Below are 14,847 nucleotides of genomic sequence, written 5' to 3'. Positions count from 1 at the left end.
ACTCACTTCCCGGCTCACCGCCCTACCGAATACTCTTGCTGCCGCTGCCTTCACAACTTCAGCCGAGACTGCGCTTGCCTTCTTAACGTCTGTGTTCTTGCGAACTTTAGGCCGGAGTGCAAATTGTTTTGCATGAAAATCTCACTTGTTAACAATTATTTCCGCATTCCGGGACACGTTTCTTTGTGGATAAATTTCCACAACTCCCGGCACATCAACTCCCACTGTTGGCGTGCCGATAAAGGCTGTGCGGCGTGAATAAAAATTTCCTCACGGAAACAATGCTAGCAGGCATTTAATAAATAGGAAGAAAAAAAACGAAAAAAAACGCTCTCCTTCGCGCATTTTTTTCTTTTTTTAACCCTAAAGTTTTGCCAGGATGCGCCGTCTAAGCGTGCATCAGGCGCAGGACTTGAGAGCGGAATAAAAAAATTTTCTTTGCTGGCGGCTATCAATTTTTCACAAGACGATCCGATACCCGGTACAACTGCGGTTTAAGTGCCTCGAAGCGCCAGAGGCAGACCAAGGTCGAAGCTGGCCTGCAGGCCAATAGCAAGACAATCAAAGGAGAAATACCATGGTTGCAGTAATTAATACCAATATCTCGTCGTTGAATGCACAACGCAACCTCAACACCTCGCAATCGGCCCTGTCCACTTCTTTGCAACGGCTGTCTTCCGGTTTGCGTATTAACAGTGCAAAAGACGACGCTGCAGGCTTGGCGATTTCCGAACGCTTCACGTCGCAAATCCGCGGTCTGGATCAGGCCAAGCGCAATTCCAACGACGGTATCTCGCTGCTGCAAACTGCTGAAGGCTCGTTGCAATCCACCGGCGACATTCTGCAGCGTGTGCGCGAACTGGCGGTGCAATCCGCGAATGCGACGAACTCAGCCGGCGACCGTAAAGCGATCCAGGCTGAAGTCGGTCAGCTCTTGAACGAAGCCGACCGTATTGCGCAAACTTCGGAATTCAACGGCCTCAAATTGCTCGACGGCAGCTTTGGTTCGGCGCAGTTCCAAGTCGGCGCGAATGCCGGCCAGACCATTACCGCCACCACCGCCAACTTCCGCACCAATAACTACGGCAATAATGAATACCGCACCAATGGCGTGGCGGCTGGCGATACTGCTGCAGTGGCTTACACTGCCGGCACGTTCGACATTCAAGGTTTGTCCACCCAGTCTGTGACGGTAACAGCCTCGGACACTGCAAAAACAGTGGCCGCCACTGTAAACGGCTATGCAGCAGTGACCGGTGTGACAGCGGACGCCGAAACCAAAACCCAGTTGAGCTTCACCGCAGGTGAATCTTATTCTCTGGCGATCACCTCGGACAACGCAACTGCGGCCAACGTGTCCTTTGCTGTGACCTCCAACACCAGCGGCGGTCTGGCTGCTGCAGTGTCGGCGATCAATGACGCTTCTTCCAAAACCGGCGTGTCGGCCAAGATCAATGACGCCAGCAACGGCATCATCCTGACCAACTCCACCGGCAATAACATCTCGATTCAGAATAACAGCACGAACGCAACCGCTTCGTTTGACAATCAAAACCTGGCGGCGGATGGCACGAATCAGGGCGCGGCTTACACCGTGGCCGGCGGCGCGACCAACTCCACCACCTCGATCGGTTACGTGCGTTTGAATTCTGACAAGGGTTTTGCTGTGGGCGGCACGATTACTGCAACTGACTTCACCGGCGCTTCCGCCACCCTCAACACGATCTCGACGGTTGACGTCTCAACCGTGTCCGGCGCTCAAGCCGCACTGAAGATTGTGGACTCCGGTTTGGCGGCAGTGAATGGCCAGCGCGCTACCTACGGCGCATTGCAATCACGTTTTGAAAGCGCGGTTGTGAGTGTGCAAACCACGTCTGAAAACCTGTCTGCATCGCGCAGCCGGATTCAGGATACTGACTTCGCCTCGGAAACAGCAAAACTGACCCGTGGCCAGATCCTGCAGCAGGCCGGTACAGCGATGTTGGCGCAGGCCAACTCTCTGCCCAACGGCGTATTGTCGCTGTTGCGCGGTTAATCGGCGCAAACCGGCGGCGCGGCCTTGGGCGGCGGCGCCGGATAAACGTCGAAAGACGCGGATTACTCAAGTTGAAGGGTTCCCTGGCCGGACTGGTTCCGTCCGGGGAATTTTCGCGAAGGATGTAGATCATGAATATCCAATCGATAGGCGCAAATGCTCAGCCGAGGCAGGTGTATGCCGAACGCAATGAGCGCGCTGGCGCTCCGCCGCAGGCCACAACCCAGCCTGCTGCCAGCAATGCGTCGAATGCGGTGGAAGAAAAATACGCCGCCACCCCGGCTGACAGCAACAAGGCGGTAGAAAAAAACAAGTCGGCGATTGCGCCGGAAAAGTTGAACGAGGCTGTCAAAAATATCAATAAGCAGTTGCAGTCGCTGGCTCAGGATATTGAATTTAAAATTGACGATGACACCAACATCACCGTGATCAAGGTGGTGGACCGCAAGACCAAGGAAATATTACGCCAGATTCCTTCTGATGAAGCACTGGAAATCGCCAAGGCTTTGGACAATGTGCATGGTTTATTGATTAAGCAAAAAGCCTGAACTCCGCCTGACGCGCTCGCGTTGGCAAACGCCTTGACTGCATGCTTTGCGCCTGCAGAGGCGCTTCTTTACGCCCGATTTTCCTCTTTTCACCTCTTTTTTCCACATTTAGCGCTCAGGCGGAGGCCTGACTCTGTCTTTTGCACAATAAATCGTCTATAACGCAAAAAGCAGTCAAGAAAAGGAAAAAGCAGGCTTTCTCCCCTCTAAAGTCAGGTTTGCCAATGCCGATAATCCACAATAATGAAGCATTCTGAAACAGGAGATTGAAGTGGGCATTTCTTCCCCCGGCATTGGCTCCGGCCTCGACATCAACGGCTTGATTTCCAAGCTGATGGCGGTCGAGGCTCAGCCCCTCAAAGAGCTCGATGCCAAGGAAACCGCCTTGCAGGGCAAGATCAGCGCCCTTGGCAGCTTGAACGGCGCCGTCACCAGCCTGCAATCTTCCTTGAGCAGTTTATCAAATCAGGCGACCTATCAATCGGTCTCCGCCAACGCCAGCGACAGCGCGGTGTTGAGCGCGAGCGCGACCAGTAAAGCAGTGGCCGGCTCTTACGCCATCAATGTCAAACAAATGGCGCAGTCGCAAGCCCTGGCCACCGCCGGCAAAGCCAGCACAACAGCGGCGATTGGCGGCGGCGGCAGCACCACCCTCACCTTCCGCTTCGGCACAGTTTCCGGCGGTGTGTTTGGCATTGCTGGCAGCAATCTGTCAGCCACGGTGGCCAGCAATGGCATTGCCGACGGTTCTTTGAGTTTGAACGGCGTGGCCATCAGTACTGACAGCAACACCAAGAGCGCGAAAGCGCTGGCGGCGGCGATTAACGCAAAATCCAGCACCAGCGGAGTAACCGCCACCGCCTCCACCACCGCCACCAGCGCGACGCTGTTTGGAAACAGCGGGGCCAGTACATTCGGCGATATCGACACCAGCGGCAGCGGCACTTACAGTCTGAGCGTGGGCGGGGTGGAAATCGCCAGCCAGGCCAGCGGCGTGGGCGCCGGCAGCGGCGTCACAGCGGCCAGCCTGGACGCCACCCTGGCGGGCACAAATGCCGTCACGAATGCGCTGGCGGCGGCGAATATCACTTTCAGCGGCAACGCCGCTGACGGCAGCTTGCAATTTTTCAGCGCCGAGGGCGCAAATCTGACGGTGGCGGAAACAATCTCGGGCACAGTCACCGGCGGCATCGGCAACAGCGGCAGCGCCAACAGCGGCTCCACAGTCACCACCACCGCCAGCGTGACGCTGGCGTCCAGCAGCGCCACGCCGATCACGGTGGCCGGCAATGACGCCACGCTGGCGGGTCTGGTCGCGGGCGCCGCCGGCAGCTATATCGGCAGCAGCTTTGCCGCCGACGCGAATCAAAGCATTGGCACGGTGACGATTGATTCAAGCAATAATTCACTGCAGGGTATCCGCGACGCCATCAACAAGGCCAATATCGGTGTTTCTGCTTCGATTATTTCGGATGGTTCCGGCAGCAATCCCTATCATCTGGTGATTTCCTCGACCAAGAGCGGGGCCAGTTCCACCTTGAAAATCGATGTTGGCGGCAGCAGCCCGGACGCCACAATTTCTGATTTGCTCAGTTATGACGCGGGCGGCACGCAAAAATTGAATCAAATTTCCGCCGCGCAAAGCACGAAGTTGACAGTCAACGGCATTGAGGTCAGCAGCAACAGCAATACCGTGACGGATGCGATTCAGGGGGTCAGTCTGACGGTGAGCAAGACCGGGACTTCCAATTTGACCGTGGCGCGCGATACCGGCGGCGTAAAAAGCGGGGTGCAAGCCTTTGTCAAAGCGTATAACGAGTTCAACACCACGGTTAAAAGCCTGATTTCCTATGATCCGGCGACCAAGAAAGCCGGCCCGCTGCTGGGCGACTCGACTGCGCAGTTAATTCAGACCCAGGTCAAAAAGCAGTTATCGACCGCAATTCCGGGTTTGAGCGGGAGTTTGTCGAATCTGTCGCAAATCGGCATCGCCTTCCAAAAAGATGGCAGCCTGTCCCTGGATTCGGCCAAGCTCAGCTCAGCCATGAGCAGCAATTATGAAGACATCATCGGCTTGTTTGCGGCAATCGGCGACGCCAGCGACAGCCTGGTTTCTTACACCAGTTCGAGCGGTAAAACCAAGGCCGGCACGTATGCGGTCGATATCACTTCGCTGGCCACGCAAGGCAAGCTGCAAGGCAGCCGGGATTTACGCAGCGAATCCATCACCATCGCCAGCGGCACCGCCTGGAGCGTGACATTGAACGGCACATCGCCCTCAAGTTCCAGCACCATCGCCAGCGTCGCGATTCCGGCTGGCACATACAGCGCAAGCGATTTGGCCTCGCTGCTGCAGTCGGCAATCAATGGCGCGAGCAATTTCAGCAGTTCCGGCGCATCAGTCAGCGCCAGCATCAATGATGACGGCTTGATGGAAATCAAGTCGGGCAAGTACGGTTCTGTATCGAATATCAGCATCGCCAATCTGACCGGCAGCACGGTCGAAGAAGTGCTGGGCAGCAGCACCAGCACGGATGGCGCGGATGTGGCTGGTTCGATCGGCGGCGTGGCCGCCACCGGCTCGGGTCAGTTTTTGACCGGCGGCGTCGGGGCCGATGCAGAAGGTTTGAAGATTGAAGTCACAGGCGGCAATACCGGGGCGCGCGGCACAATCAGTTTCTCCCAAGGCTATGCGTTCCAGCTCAATACCCTGGCCAGCAGTTATCTTGGCAACAAAGGTTTGATCGCCAACGGCTCGGACGGTTTGAAAGCCAGCGTCACCGATCTGGAGAAAACCCGTGATCGTTTAAATGACCGTTTGAGTGATGCGGAAAAACGTTATCGCAAACAATTCACCGCGCTTGATGTGACTTTAAGCCGTATGAATTCAACCAGTCAGTACTTGCAACAGCAATTGGCTTCGCTTGCCAACAACACCAAGTAAGCGATGCTATTTTTTGGGGAGAAAGCCTGATGTTCGGATCAGCACAACAAGGCGCCAACGCATACGCCAATATCGGCATAGAGACGGGGGTGGCGGCAGCCACGCCGCATCGCCTCGTGATCATGCTGTATGAAGGGGCGATGGTGGCAATCGCACAGGCGATTGCGCATATGAAAGCCGGCAATATACCCGCCAAAGGGCAAGCCATCTCCAAAGCGGTGATGATTATCGAGAGCGGTTTGCGCGCCTCGCTGGACAAAAAAGCCGGCCAGGAGATTGCCCAGAGTCTGGACTCGCTGTATGAATACATGGGCAATCGCTTACTGCTGGCGAATTTGCGCAATCAGCCGGAAATCCTGGAAGAAGTGCATCGTCTGTTGACTGAGTTAAAAACCGCCTGGGATCAAATCGGCGATTCAGTCAACGCAAAACTGCCTGAACCTGCTAAAGTGGCGACATCCCCGTATGATGGCGTCAAGCAACGGTCCAACCCTTATGCGAGCGCGTGATAAGCATGAACAGCCAAGAAATCATTACTTTATATGAATTGGTGTCGGACATCACCGGCAAGATGCTGGCGGCGGCGCGCGCCGGCGAATGGGACAGATTGACGCAACTTGAAGAACTCTGCAGCACGCATGTGCAGACTTTGCGCAATGGCGAGCCGCCGGAGCCTTTGAGCGGCCCCTTGCGTGCGCGCAAAGTGCAGATCATTCACAAAATACTGGCGGATGACCGCGAAATCCGGAATCTGACCGAACCCTGGATGGCCAAACTGGCCTCCCTGATCAATCATACCGGGATGGAGCGCAAGCTGACTAACGCCTACCGTACCGGTTGAGGCCGCATATGTTGCCCGGCGGCGATGGAGTAGGACTCAGGCAGCTGGCGCCGGTCGATCCTGCGCGCCCGGTTACCGCGCTCAATGATGCACGTGAAGAACTCTATCAACGCGCTTTGCAGCGCATGCTGGGGCAGCAGTTAGTGGGCGAAGTGATGTCGCGCCTGACCGATGGCAGTTATATGGTCAAGTTTGGCGAGACTTCCGCGCGCATGCAGTTGCCGGCGGAAACCAAGACCGGCGATAAATTGCCGATGCGCTTAGTCAGCATTGAGCCGCGCCCGACATTTGTGCTGGGTTCTGAGGCGAATCAGCAAAACGCCGCCGCCATTGTCGCGCTCTCGACTGAGGTGCAGGAAGAAGTCGAAAACAAGCGCCCCACTACGCCGCAATCCCCTCCAGCCAGCGCGGAAGATGCGCCGGACAGCACGCAACAACAAACCGCACTGGCATTTGGCGCGCCGCTTGCCAATAACCGTCTGGCGCAAAAATTCACTCAAATCGGTTCGATGTACCGCCCCGAATTTGATATCAGCCGCAGTGAAGAAAGCGCCAGCACAGGCGCGATTGACAAAGATGGCGCGCTATTGGCGGATATGCAAGCCCCTCCTCCTCCCTCGCGTCACGCCAGCAATGCCTCGTTTTCGCAGGCCGGAAAATTAATCAATCAACTCTTAATGGCGGCGCAACGCGAAGGCGCGCCCAGCGCTTTGCAAGGCAAAAGTGCGATTGTGGCGGACCCGCAAAATCCGCCGCAGCAAGTCGCCACCGCCCTGGCCGATACGCTCAATAAAAGCGGCCTGTTTTATGAATCGCATGTGGCGCAATGGGTGGATGGCAAGCGCCCCTTGAGCGATTTGATGGCCGAGCCGCAAATGCAAAACCCGGACAAAATCGGGCAGCAGGATCCCAACCGGCTGGAATTTGCGCAATTGGTGAATCTGCAATTGCACAGCCTTGAGCAACAGAATGCGCGCTGGCAAGGTGAAATCTGGCCGGGGCAAAAAATGGAATGGGAAGTGCGCAAAGACAGCCAGCAGCAATCCGGCGGCCAGGGCGGCGCGCCGCTGGAAAGCTGGCAGAGCATGGTGCGCTTTGCGTTTCCCGGCCTGGGACAGATTTCCGCCAACATTCATTTACTCGGGCAACGCGTGCATATTCAGGTGCAGACCGGTGATGAAGGCGTGGCCTCTTTATTGCGCGCGCATGCTGATGCGCTGGCTGAGGCCTTGGGCGCCGCCGGTTCGCCGCTCGACTCTTTATCGGTGAGTACGCATGAACGATGAAAATGCGCCGCGCGTGCCGCCCAAATCGGCCGCCGCCCTGGCGTATCAGGCCGGGGCCAGCGCGCCTAAAGTGGTGGCCAAGGGACGCGGTCTGGTGGCGGATCAAATCATTGCGCGGGCGCGCGAACATGGGGTGTTTGTGCATGAGTCGCGCGAATTGGTGGCTTTATTGATGCAAGTCGAGCTTGACCAGCATATTCCACCAGCCTTATACCGTGCGGTTGCAGAACTGTTGGCCTGGCTATATCATATAGAAGAGGCCAAGAGCAAAGGGACAGCGATGCCCCCCGGCTATATTGAGGCGGCGCCGCCTGCGCTGCCAGATGATCTGCCTGAAGATTTGCGTCAAGCGCGTCAGGCGGAAACTGAGAAAACCGGCCCATAAGACAAAGCGCCATTACACTTTTCTACACTGACAGATGCCAGATAAACACGTATCCGATATCGAGAATTGGCATAACTATCAAATCCAATCCCGGCGCGAAATCATCGCTCTGTTACGATCGATCGGTGAGAAAAACCAGCTGCTGAGATTGCTGATCAATGGCGAAGCCGATGTCGCAGTCACTTCCATTCTTGACGTGGACGTGGATGAAGAGGAAGTCATCATTGATTGCGCAGTCAGCCGCGATCAAAATCAACGCATCATTTCCGCACGCAGGCTGGGCTTTGAAACCACGCTCGACAAAATCCGTATTCTGTTCTGGTGCGACCGCGTGTATGAGGCTGAATATGCGGGCCGCCCGGCGCTGTCGTTTCCGATTCCTGACAGTCTGATCCGCTTGCAAAGGCGTGATCTGTACCGGGTCGAAACGCCGCTCACCAATCCGGTGCGTTGCGTGATCACGTTGCCGGATGAATTGGGCGGGGTGCAAAATTTCCCGCTCACGGATATCAGCGGCGGCGGCATCGCCATCACGGATGAAAAAATGGTGCTCGACAACACCATAGGCCGGCGTTATGAAAACTGCCGCATTGATTTGAAAGATGTGGGGACAGTGGTGGTGACGCTGGAAGTGCGCGGTTCGATGGAGCAGAAATTACTAAATGGCAAAGTCAATCGCCGCATCGGCTGTCAATTTGTTAATCTGTCGCGCCAAATGTCCGCACTGGTGCAAAAATTCATCACCAAACTTGAACGGGAACGCAATGCCCGTCTGAACGGTCTGGCTTAAAAACGGGGCTGCGGCCCCGTTTGCACAAGCCGATCACACCTGCATATTCATGATTTCCTGATACGCGGTGAGCAATTTATTGCGCACCTGCACGGTTCCCTGGAATGCAATCCCGGCTTTTTGCGAAGCGATCATGGCGTCTGACAGGCTGACATTCTCGTCGCCGGCGGAAAACGCCTGGGTCAATTCGCGCGCCCTGGTTTGCGCTGCGGCGACCTGATCCAATTGCGCTTTGAGCGCATCTGAAAAACTGACCTTGGTGCTTTCCTGCACCACTTCCGGCTTGGCCACACGCATCGATGGCGGCGTGGCTTGCGCCTTGAGCTGCGACAGCAGGTTTTGCGCGTGTGCGGGATCGATCCCGCCCAATCCTCCGATTTTCACTTTCGGCTCCCCGATCATGGCTGCGTCCTTTGCTGCAGTGGCCGCCATCTGCGCCGATCTTCTTGCGCAGCGGCGTGCACACAAGATCAAGCCATGACAGAATAAGCCACGGCGGCGCGCACAAGTCTGTGAGCACACGGCCAAAGGGGCCGCTTTTCAGGGCATTGCGGTTTGTGGCGTGCGGGCATAATCTGCAAAAGCATGATGCCGGGGGCGCGTGAAAGCCTGGCGCAAACCAATCATTCACAGCAGGAAAGCATATGGCGGCAGCAGAAGAAACAGCAGATTTAGCGCAGGAAGCGGCGGCGGCTGCCGCTGAGCAGCGGCGCGGCTTCTGGCAAACGCCAACCGGGCGTAATTTCTTCCTTGCCATTTTTGGCGCGGCGGCGGTGGCCATCCTCACCGGGGTCTGGTTATGGAGCCAGCAACCCGAATATAAAATCCTGTTTGCCAACTTCAATGACCGCGATGGCGGCGCAATTGTTGCAGCTTTGCAACAGATGAATATTCCCTATAAATATGCTGAAGGCGGTACGGCCATCTTGGTGCCGGCGGCGAATGTGCATGATGTGCGTTTGCGTTTGGCCTCGCAGGGTTTGCCCAAGGGCGGCAATGTCGGCTTTGAGTTGATGGAAAACCAAAAGCTGGGCACCTCGCAGTTTTTGGAGCAGGTCAATTTCCAGCGCGCGCTTGAAGGCGAGTTGGCCCGTTCGATCCAGTCTTTGGCGCAAGTGCAATCGGCGCGCGTGCATCTGGCGCTGCCCAAGCCGAGCGTGTTTGTGCGCGAACAGCAAAAACCGACCGCCTCGGTCTTGCTGAATCTGCATCCGGGCCGCGCGCTCGATATCGCCCAGGTCAACGCCATCGTGCATCTGGTGTCTTCCAGCGTGCCCGAGCTGCCGCTGGCGAATGTCACGGTGGTCGATCAAAACGGCGCCCTGCTCTCTGACAATGGCAAAAACGGCAAGGTGCTGGACCCGAATCAACTCAAATACGTGCAAGCGCTGCAGGCCTCGATTGTGAAACAGATCGAGTCGATTTTGACGCCGATTGTCGGCCCCAATAATGTGCGCGCCGAGGCCACTGCGGATGTCGATTTTTCGCAAATTGAGCAGGCCGACGAAACCTTCCGTCCGAACCAGCCGCCGGACAAGGCTGCCGTGCGCAGCCAGCAAAGCAGCGAGTCCAGCGGCCCCGGAACCGGGCCTGCAGCCGGCGTGCCGGGCGCTTTGAGCAATCAGCCGCCGACACCGGCCACAGCCCCGGTCACGCAGCCGCCCGGCGCAACAGGCGTCAACACCACCAATACCAGCACCGGGCCTTCGCGCAAAGATCTGACCACCAATTTTGAGGTCGATAAAACGGTACGCTATTCACAACAGGCCATGGGCGGATTGCGCCGTCTGTCGGTGGCGGTGGTGGTGAATTACCGCCGCATCGTGGACAAAAACGGCAAAGTCACCATCAAGCCGCTGACCCCGGCGGAAATGGAAGAAATCAATAAGCTGGTGCGCGAGACGGTCGGTTATTCAGAAAAGCGCAACGACAAAATCAGCGTCTCGAACACGCCGTTTGACGGCGTGGACAAGCCCGATCCGGTGCCGGAGCCGATTCCCTGGTGGAAAAATCAGGAATACATCAGCATGGCCAGCATGGCGTTGAAATGGGCGCTGGTGATATTGATCAGTGCGTATTTATTCTTCCGCATTCTGGTGCCTTTGATCCGCCCCCTGATGCGCAAATTTGATGAATACACCAAGCCGCCGCCCGAGCCGGAACCGGAGCCGGAACCGGAGCCGGAACCGGAGCCTGAAGAGACTGAAGAAGATGTGCAGCAGCGCACCGCTTTGCAGGAAATGGAAGCCAAGCTGCACCAGGGGTATCGCGAAAACTTGCAAATGGCCAAGAATATGGCCAAGGAAGAGCCGCGAATTGTCGCCAACGTGATCAAGACATGGATGGGCACAAATGAGTGATAGCAACGCAGCGGGGGTGCAAAAGGCTGCGATTCTGATGCTGGCCATCGGTGAATTTGAAGCCTCGGAGGTCATGAAATATCTGTCGCCGCGCGAAGTCTTGAAGCTGGGCGCGGAAATGGCCAAGATGCGCGGCATCGTGCATGAGCAGGTGGTGGAAGTGTTGGAGAGCTTTATTGCGCAAACCGAACTCAATTCGACAGTTGGCCTGGATTCCGATGAATACATCCGCCAGGTCTTGACCAAGGCGCTGGGCGACGATAAGGCCAGCGTGCTGTTGTCGCGCATTCTGGGCGGTAAGGACGCCAGCGGGATTGAGAGCTTGAAGTGGATGGATGCGCCGTCGGTTGCCGAATTGATCAAAAACGAGCACCCGCAGATTATCGCCACCATTTTGGTGCACTTGGAACGCGATCAGGCCTGCGAAATTTTGCAGCAATTCACCGAGCGTTTGCGCAATGACGTCATGTTGCGTATCGCCACCCTGGACGGGGTGCAGCCATCGGCCTTGCGCGAACTCAATGACGTGCTCACCAAGCTGCTGTCCGGCAATGAGAACATCAAGAAATCCTCGATGGGCGGGATTCGCACGGCGGCTGAGATTCTCAACTTCATGAGCGGTGAGAACGAGCAATCGGTGATGGACAACATCAAAAACTATGACAATGACATGGCGCAGAAGATCATGGATGAGATGTTTGTGTTTGAAAACCTGATCGACATCGACGACCGTGGCATCCAGTTGCTGTTGCGCGAAGTGCAATCGGACATGCTGATTATCGCCTTGAAAGGCGCGAACCAGGATTTGCGCGACAAGATCTTCAAGAATATGTCGCAGCGTGCGGCGGAAATGATGCGCGAAGATCTGGAATCGAAAGGCCCGGTGCGCTTGTCGGAAGTGGAATCGCAACAGAAACAGATTTTGCAGATTGTGCGCAGGTTGGCCGACGAAGGCCAGATAGTCCTGGGCGGAAAGGGCGAGGATTCTTTTGTCTGATCCGTCTGACAAAAGCGGTAATTTCCGCCGCTGGCAATTCGACAACTTTGGCGACAACCGCCCAAGCACGCTGGCGCGCATTGCGGCGGAGGAAAAAGCGCGCGTGCCGATGCCAAGCAAGGAAGAAGTCGCGCGCATCCGCGAACTGGCTTTGCAAGAAGGCTTTGCACAAGGTCATGCGCAAGGTCTGGATCAGGGCTTGCGTGAAGGCCGCGCCGAAGGCATGGCGGTCGGCTTGAATGAGGGCCGGGTGCGCGCGGAAACTGAAATCGCTTATTTGCAACAATTGGCGCAGGATTTCACCCGCCACATTGCGCAGGCGGATCAAAACATCGCACATGATTTGCTGGATCTGGCGCTCGATATTGCCAAAGCCATGCTCAAGACCGCCTTGCAGGTCAAGCCGGAACTGGTGTTGCCGGTGATTCAGGAAGCGGTGCAATATCTGCCGGGAGTGCAAATGCCGGCGCATTTGATTTTGCATCCGGATGACGCCGCCCTGATTCACGCTCAGCTGGGCGATGAATTGGAAAAAAACGGCTGGCTGATTATCGAAGACGAGATGTGCATGCGCGGCGGCTGCCGCATCGACACCCCCAGCAATCAAATTGACGCCAGCGCCACCACGCGCTGGCAAAGGATTGCCGCCGCCCTGGGTAAAGACGGGGATTGGCTGGCATGAGCGGCCAACACCCCATACCGCACAGCTTGCGTGCGCAGGACTTGCCGGCGAGCGCGGCGCGCCAGCATTTGCCGGCCTCACGCTTGACGCCGATGTGGCGTCATTATCTGGACGACTGCGCACAGCTGACGCAACTCACGCAAAGCCTGCACATCACAGGCCGGGTGACGCGCGTGGCCGGGCTGGTGATGGAGGCGGTCGGCTTGCGTTTGCCATTGGGCGCCGCCTGCAGCGTGGAGATTCCCGGCGGGCGCATCGAAGCCGAAGTGGTCGGCTTTGAAAATGAGAAATTGTTTTTAATGCCGCAAAGCGATGTCGAAGGCGTTTCGCCCGGGGCCAGGATTCATCCGGTGGAAGGGGCGCAGATTTTACCCAGGCCGGGCGAGGTCGATCACCCGCGCCGCCGCCCGACTGACCGCGCGCGCCATTTGCCGGTGGGCTGGGAATTATTGGGACGGGTGCTGGACGCCGCCGGCCGCCCTTTGGATACGCTGGGCCCGGTGCGCTCGCGCTACAGCGCGGCTTTGAATGCGCGCGTGATCAATCCTTTAGAGCGCGCGCCGATTTGCGAGATTCTGGATGTCGGCGTGCGCGCCATCAATTCCATGCTGACAGTCGGACGCGGCCAGCGCATGGGCTTGTTCGCCGGCTCCGGCGTGGGTAAGAGCGTGCTGCTTGGGATGATGGCGCGCTACACCACGGCGGATGTGATTGTGGTCGGCCTGATCGGCGAACGTGGCCGCGAAGTCAAGGAATTCATTGAACAGATTCTCGGCCAGGAAGGCTTGCGCCGCTCGGTGGTGGTGGCGGCCCCGGCTGACAGTCCGCCGCTGATGCGTTTACAGGGCGCAGCCTACGCCACTGCAATTGCCGAATATTTCCGCGATGAGGGCAAGAATGTTTTGCTGATCATGGATTCGCTCACGCGCTACGCCATGGCGCAGCGCGAGATTGCACTGGCGATTGGCGAACCGCCCGCCACCAAGGGCTATCCGCCTTCGGTGTTCGCCAAGCTGCCGGTCTTAGTGGAGCGCGCCGGCAACGCCAACCATGGCGGCGGTTCGATCACCGCGTTTTACACCGTGCTGACTGAAGGCGATGATCAGCAAGACCCGATTGCCGACTCTGCGCGTGCGATTTTGGACGGGCATATCGTCTTGAATCGCCAGCTGGCCGAAAGCGGGCATTACCCGGCGATTGATATCGAACAATCGATTTCGCGCGCCATGCATTCGATCACCAGCCCCGAGCATCAGCAGCTGGCGCGCAAACTCAAGCAACTGTATTCACGTTATGAGCGCAGCCGCGATTTGATCAGCGTCGGCGCCTACAGCGCAGGCAGCGACCCGGTATTGGATCAAGCCATCAAATTGCGCGGCCAGATTGAGATGTTTTTACAGCAGGATATCCACGAATGCGTGCCCATATTGGAGAGCTTGGGGCAACTCTCCTCGCTATTCAACTGATTGAAGGCTGCTGCGCTGCCTATAATATAAGCACGCAACATGGACGCAATACCAGCCCGGGGCAAACCGATGGCCACTAATTCACAACTGCAAACCTTGATCGAGCTGGCGCAGCAAAAAACCGACGCCGCCGTCAAACGGCTGGGGCAGGCCACGGCAGCGGTGCAGCAAGCGCAGCAAAAGCTGGAGATGCTGCACAGCTATCGCGACGACTATGTGGCCAAGATGCAAGCGCGCGGGGCCAACGGCATCAGCGGTCAGGCTTACACCAATTATCTGGCCTTTATGCAAAAGCTGGATAACGCGATTGAGGGGCAAAAAGATGTGATCCGGCTGGCTGAGCGGCGCCTGGAGGCGGAAAAAAAAGCCTGGCAGGAAGAGGAAAAGAAGCGCCTGTCATACGAAACCCTGCATAAGCGCGCGCTGCAGCGCGCTGTGCAAAAAGAAAACAAGCGCGATCAACGCGCAATGGATGAATTTGCGGCGCGGCGCGCCTTTGATCAACGTTAGGGA

General features: G+C 57.0%; 14 protein-coding genes. 13 read left to right on the top strand and 1 reads right to left on the bottom strand.

Going from position 1 to position 14,847, the window contains the following annotated elements:
• The first annotated feature begins 577 nt into the window (after nucleotides 1-577).
• From V8J88_RS08830 to V8J88_RS08795, 8 genes are all read left to right on the top strand, one after another.
• On the top strand, nucleotides 578-2,035 hold the full coding sequence (locus V8J88_RS08830; RefSeq protein ID WP_338849044.1) for a flagellin: 1,458 nt from the start codon (nucleotides 578-580) through the stop codon (nucleotides 2,033-2,035).
• 131 nt (nucleotides 2,036-2,166) lie between these two features.
• Nucleotides 2,167-2,583: a flagellar protein FlaG gene (locus V8J88_RS08825; RefSeq protein ID WP_338849043.1), complete on the top strand. Its 417-nt coding sequence runs from the start codon at nucleotides 2,167-2,169 to the stop codon at nucleotides 2,581-2,583.
• A gap of 271 nt (nucleotides 2,584-2,854) precedes the next feature.
• A complete protein-coding gene (gene fliD, locus V8J88_RS08820; protein ID WP_338849042.1) occupies nucleotides 2,855-5,527 on the top strand; it encodes a flagellar filament capping protein FliD in 2,673 nt (890 codons plus the stop codon).
• A gap of 29 nt (nucleotides 5,528-5,556) precedes the next feature.
• Nucleotides 5,557-6,036: a flagellar export chaperone FliS gene (gene fliS, locus V8J88_RS08815; protein ID WP_338849041.1), complete on the top strand. Its 480-nt coding sequence runs from the start codon at nucleotides 5,557-5,559 to the stop codon at nucleotides 6,034-6,036.
• 5 nt (nucleotides 6,037-6,041) lie between these two features.
• Nucleotides 6,042-6,368 (top strand): flagellar protein FliT, encoded by a 327-nt coding sequence (locus tag V8J88_RS08810; protein WP_338849040.1) that lies wholly within the window; start codon nucleotides 6,042-6,044, stop codon nucleotides 6,366-6,368.
• An 8-nt stretch (nucleotides 6,369-6,376) separates the two neighbouring features.
• On the top strand, nucleotides 6,377-7,654 hold the full coding sequence (locus V8J88_RS08805) for a flagellar hook-length control protein FliK (RefSeq protein WP_338849039.1): 1,278 nt from the start codon (nucleotides 6,377-6,379) through the stop codon (nucleotides 7,652-7,654).
• Nucleotides 7,644-8,039 carry an EscU/YscU/HrcU family type III secretion system export apparatus switch protein gene (locus V8J88_RS08800; protein ID WP_338849037.1) on the top strand — a complete coding sequence of 132 codons (396 nt, stop codon included), beginning with the start codon at nucleotides 7,644-7,646 and terminating at the stop codon, nucleotides 8,037-8,039. Before V8J88_RS08805 ends, V8J88_RS08800 begins: the two co-directional genes overlap by 11 nt.
• 34 nt (nucleotides 8,040-8,073) lie before the next feature.
• A complete protein-coding gene (locus tag V8J88_RS08795) occupies nucleotides 8,074-8,829 on the top strand; it encodes a flagellar brake protein (protein ID WP_338849036.1) in 756 nt (251 codons plus the stop codon).
• Nucleotides 8,830-8,862: 33 nt separating this feature from the next.
• Here V8J88_RS08795 and fliE read toward each other — a convergent pair whose 3' ends face one another.
• Nucleotides 8,863-9,213: a flagellar hook-basal body complex protein FliE gene (fliE, locus tag V8J88_RS08790; RefSeq protein WP_338849035.1), complete on the bottom strand. Its 351-nt coding sequence runs from the start codon at nucleotides 9,211-9,213 to the stop codon at nucleotides 8,863-8,865.
• Nucleotides 9,214-9,473: 260 nt separating this feature from the next.
• On the opposite strand from fliE, the gene fliF reads away from it, so the two are divergent.
• From fliF to fliJ, 5 genes are all read left to right on the top strand, one after another.
• Nucleotides 9,474-11,189: a flagellar basal-body MS-ring/collar protein FliF gene (gene fliF / locus V8J88_RS08785; RefSeq protein ID WP_338849034.1), complete on the top strand. Its 1,716-nt coding sequence runs from the start codon at nucleotides 9,474-9,476 to the stop codon at nucleotides 11,187-11,189.
• Nucleotides 11,182-12,186 (top strand): flagellar motor switch protein FliG, encoded by a 1,005-nt coding sequence (gene fliG / locus V8J88_RS08780; protein ID WP_338849033.1) that lies wholly within the window; start codon nucleotides 11,182-11,184, stop codon nucleotides 12,184-12,186. The genes fliF and fliG overlap by 8 nt, the downstream gene beginning before the upstream one ends.
• Nucleotides 12,179-12,868, top strand: coding sequence for a flagellar assembly protein FliH (gene fliH / locus V8J88_RS08775; RefSeq protein WP_338849032.1), 690 nt, complete (start codon nucleotides 12,179-12,181; stop codon nucleotides 12,866-12,868). The genes fliG and fliH overlap by 8 nt, the downstream gene beginning before the upstream one ends.
• A gap of 92 nt (nucleotides 12,869-12,960) precedes the next feature.
• Nucleotides 12,961-14,334, top strand: coding sequence for a flagellar protein export ATPase FliI (gene fliI, locus V8J88_RS08770; RefSeq protein WP_338849856.1), 1,374 nt, complete (start codon nucleotides 12,961-12,963; stop codon nucleotides 14,332-14,334).
• A gap of 69 nt (nucleotides 14,335-14,403) precedes the next feature.
• Complete coding sequence (gene fliJ / locus V8J88_RS08765; RefSeq protein WP_338849031.1) at nucleotides 14,404-14,844, top strand: flagellar export protein FliJ; 441 nt, start codon at nucleotides 14,404-14,406, stop codon at nucleotides 14,842-14,844.
• Nucleotides 14,845-14,847 lie beyond the last annotated feature (3 nt).

The sequence above is a fragment of the Massilia sp. W12 genome (assembly GCF_037300705.1).
In the GTDB taxonomy this organism is placed as follows: Bacteria; Pseudomonadota; Gammaproteobacteria; order Burkholderiales; family Burkholderiaceae_D; genus JACPVY01.
The sequence above is the reverse complement of the archived record's forward strand: the minus strand, read 5'-3'. Positions and strand labels throughout refer to the sequence as shown.

What these genes read in the sequence shown, in the direction of transcription:
- V8J88_RS08830 (WP_338849044.1), top strand. Translation starts at nt 578, where the DNA reads ATGGTTGCAGTAATTAATACCAATATCTCGTCGTTGAATGCACAACGC.
- V8J88_RS08825 (WP_338849043.1), top strand. Translation starts at nt 2,167, where the DNA reads ATGAATATCCAATCGATAGGCGCAAATGCTCAGCCGAGGCAGGTGTAT.
- fliS (WP_338849041.1), top strand. Translation starts at nt 5,557, where the DNA reads ATGTTCGGATCAGCACAACAAGGCGCCAACGCATACGCCAATATCGGC.
- V8J88_RS08810 (WP_338849040.1), top strand. Translation starts at nt 6,042, where the DNA reads ATGAACAGCCAAGAAATCATTACTTTATATGAATTGGTGTCGGACATC.
- V8J88_RS08805 (WP_338849039.1), top strand. Translation starts at nt 6,377, where the DNA reads ATGTTGCCCGGCGGCGATGGAGTAGGACTCAGGCAGCTGGCGCCGGTC.
- V8J88_RS08800 (WP_338849037.1), top strand. Translation starts at nt 7,644, where the DNA reads ATGAACGATGAAAATGCGCCGCGCGTGCCGCCCAAATCGGCCGCCGCC.
- V8J88_RS08795 (WP_338849036.1), top strand. Translation starts at nt 8,074, where the DNA reads ATGCCAGATAAACACGTATCCGATATCGAGAATTGGCATAACTATCAA.
- fliF (WP_338849034.1), top strand. Translation starts at nt 9,474, where the DNA reads ATGGCGGCAGCAGAAGAAACAGCAGATTTAGCGCAGGAAGCGGCGGCG.
- fliG (WP_338849033.1), top strand. Translation starts at nt 11,182, where the DNA reads ATGAGTGATAGCAACGCAGCGGGGGTGCAAAAGGCTGCGATTCTGATG.
- fliI (WP_338849856.1), top strand. Translation starts at nt 12,961, where the DNA reads ATGTGGCGTCATTATCTGGACGACTGCGCACAGCTGACGCAACTCACG.
- fliJ (WP_338849031.1), top strand. Translation starts at nt 14,404, where the DNA reads ATGGCCACTAATTCACAACTGCAAACCTTGATCGAGCTGGCGCAGCAA.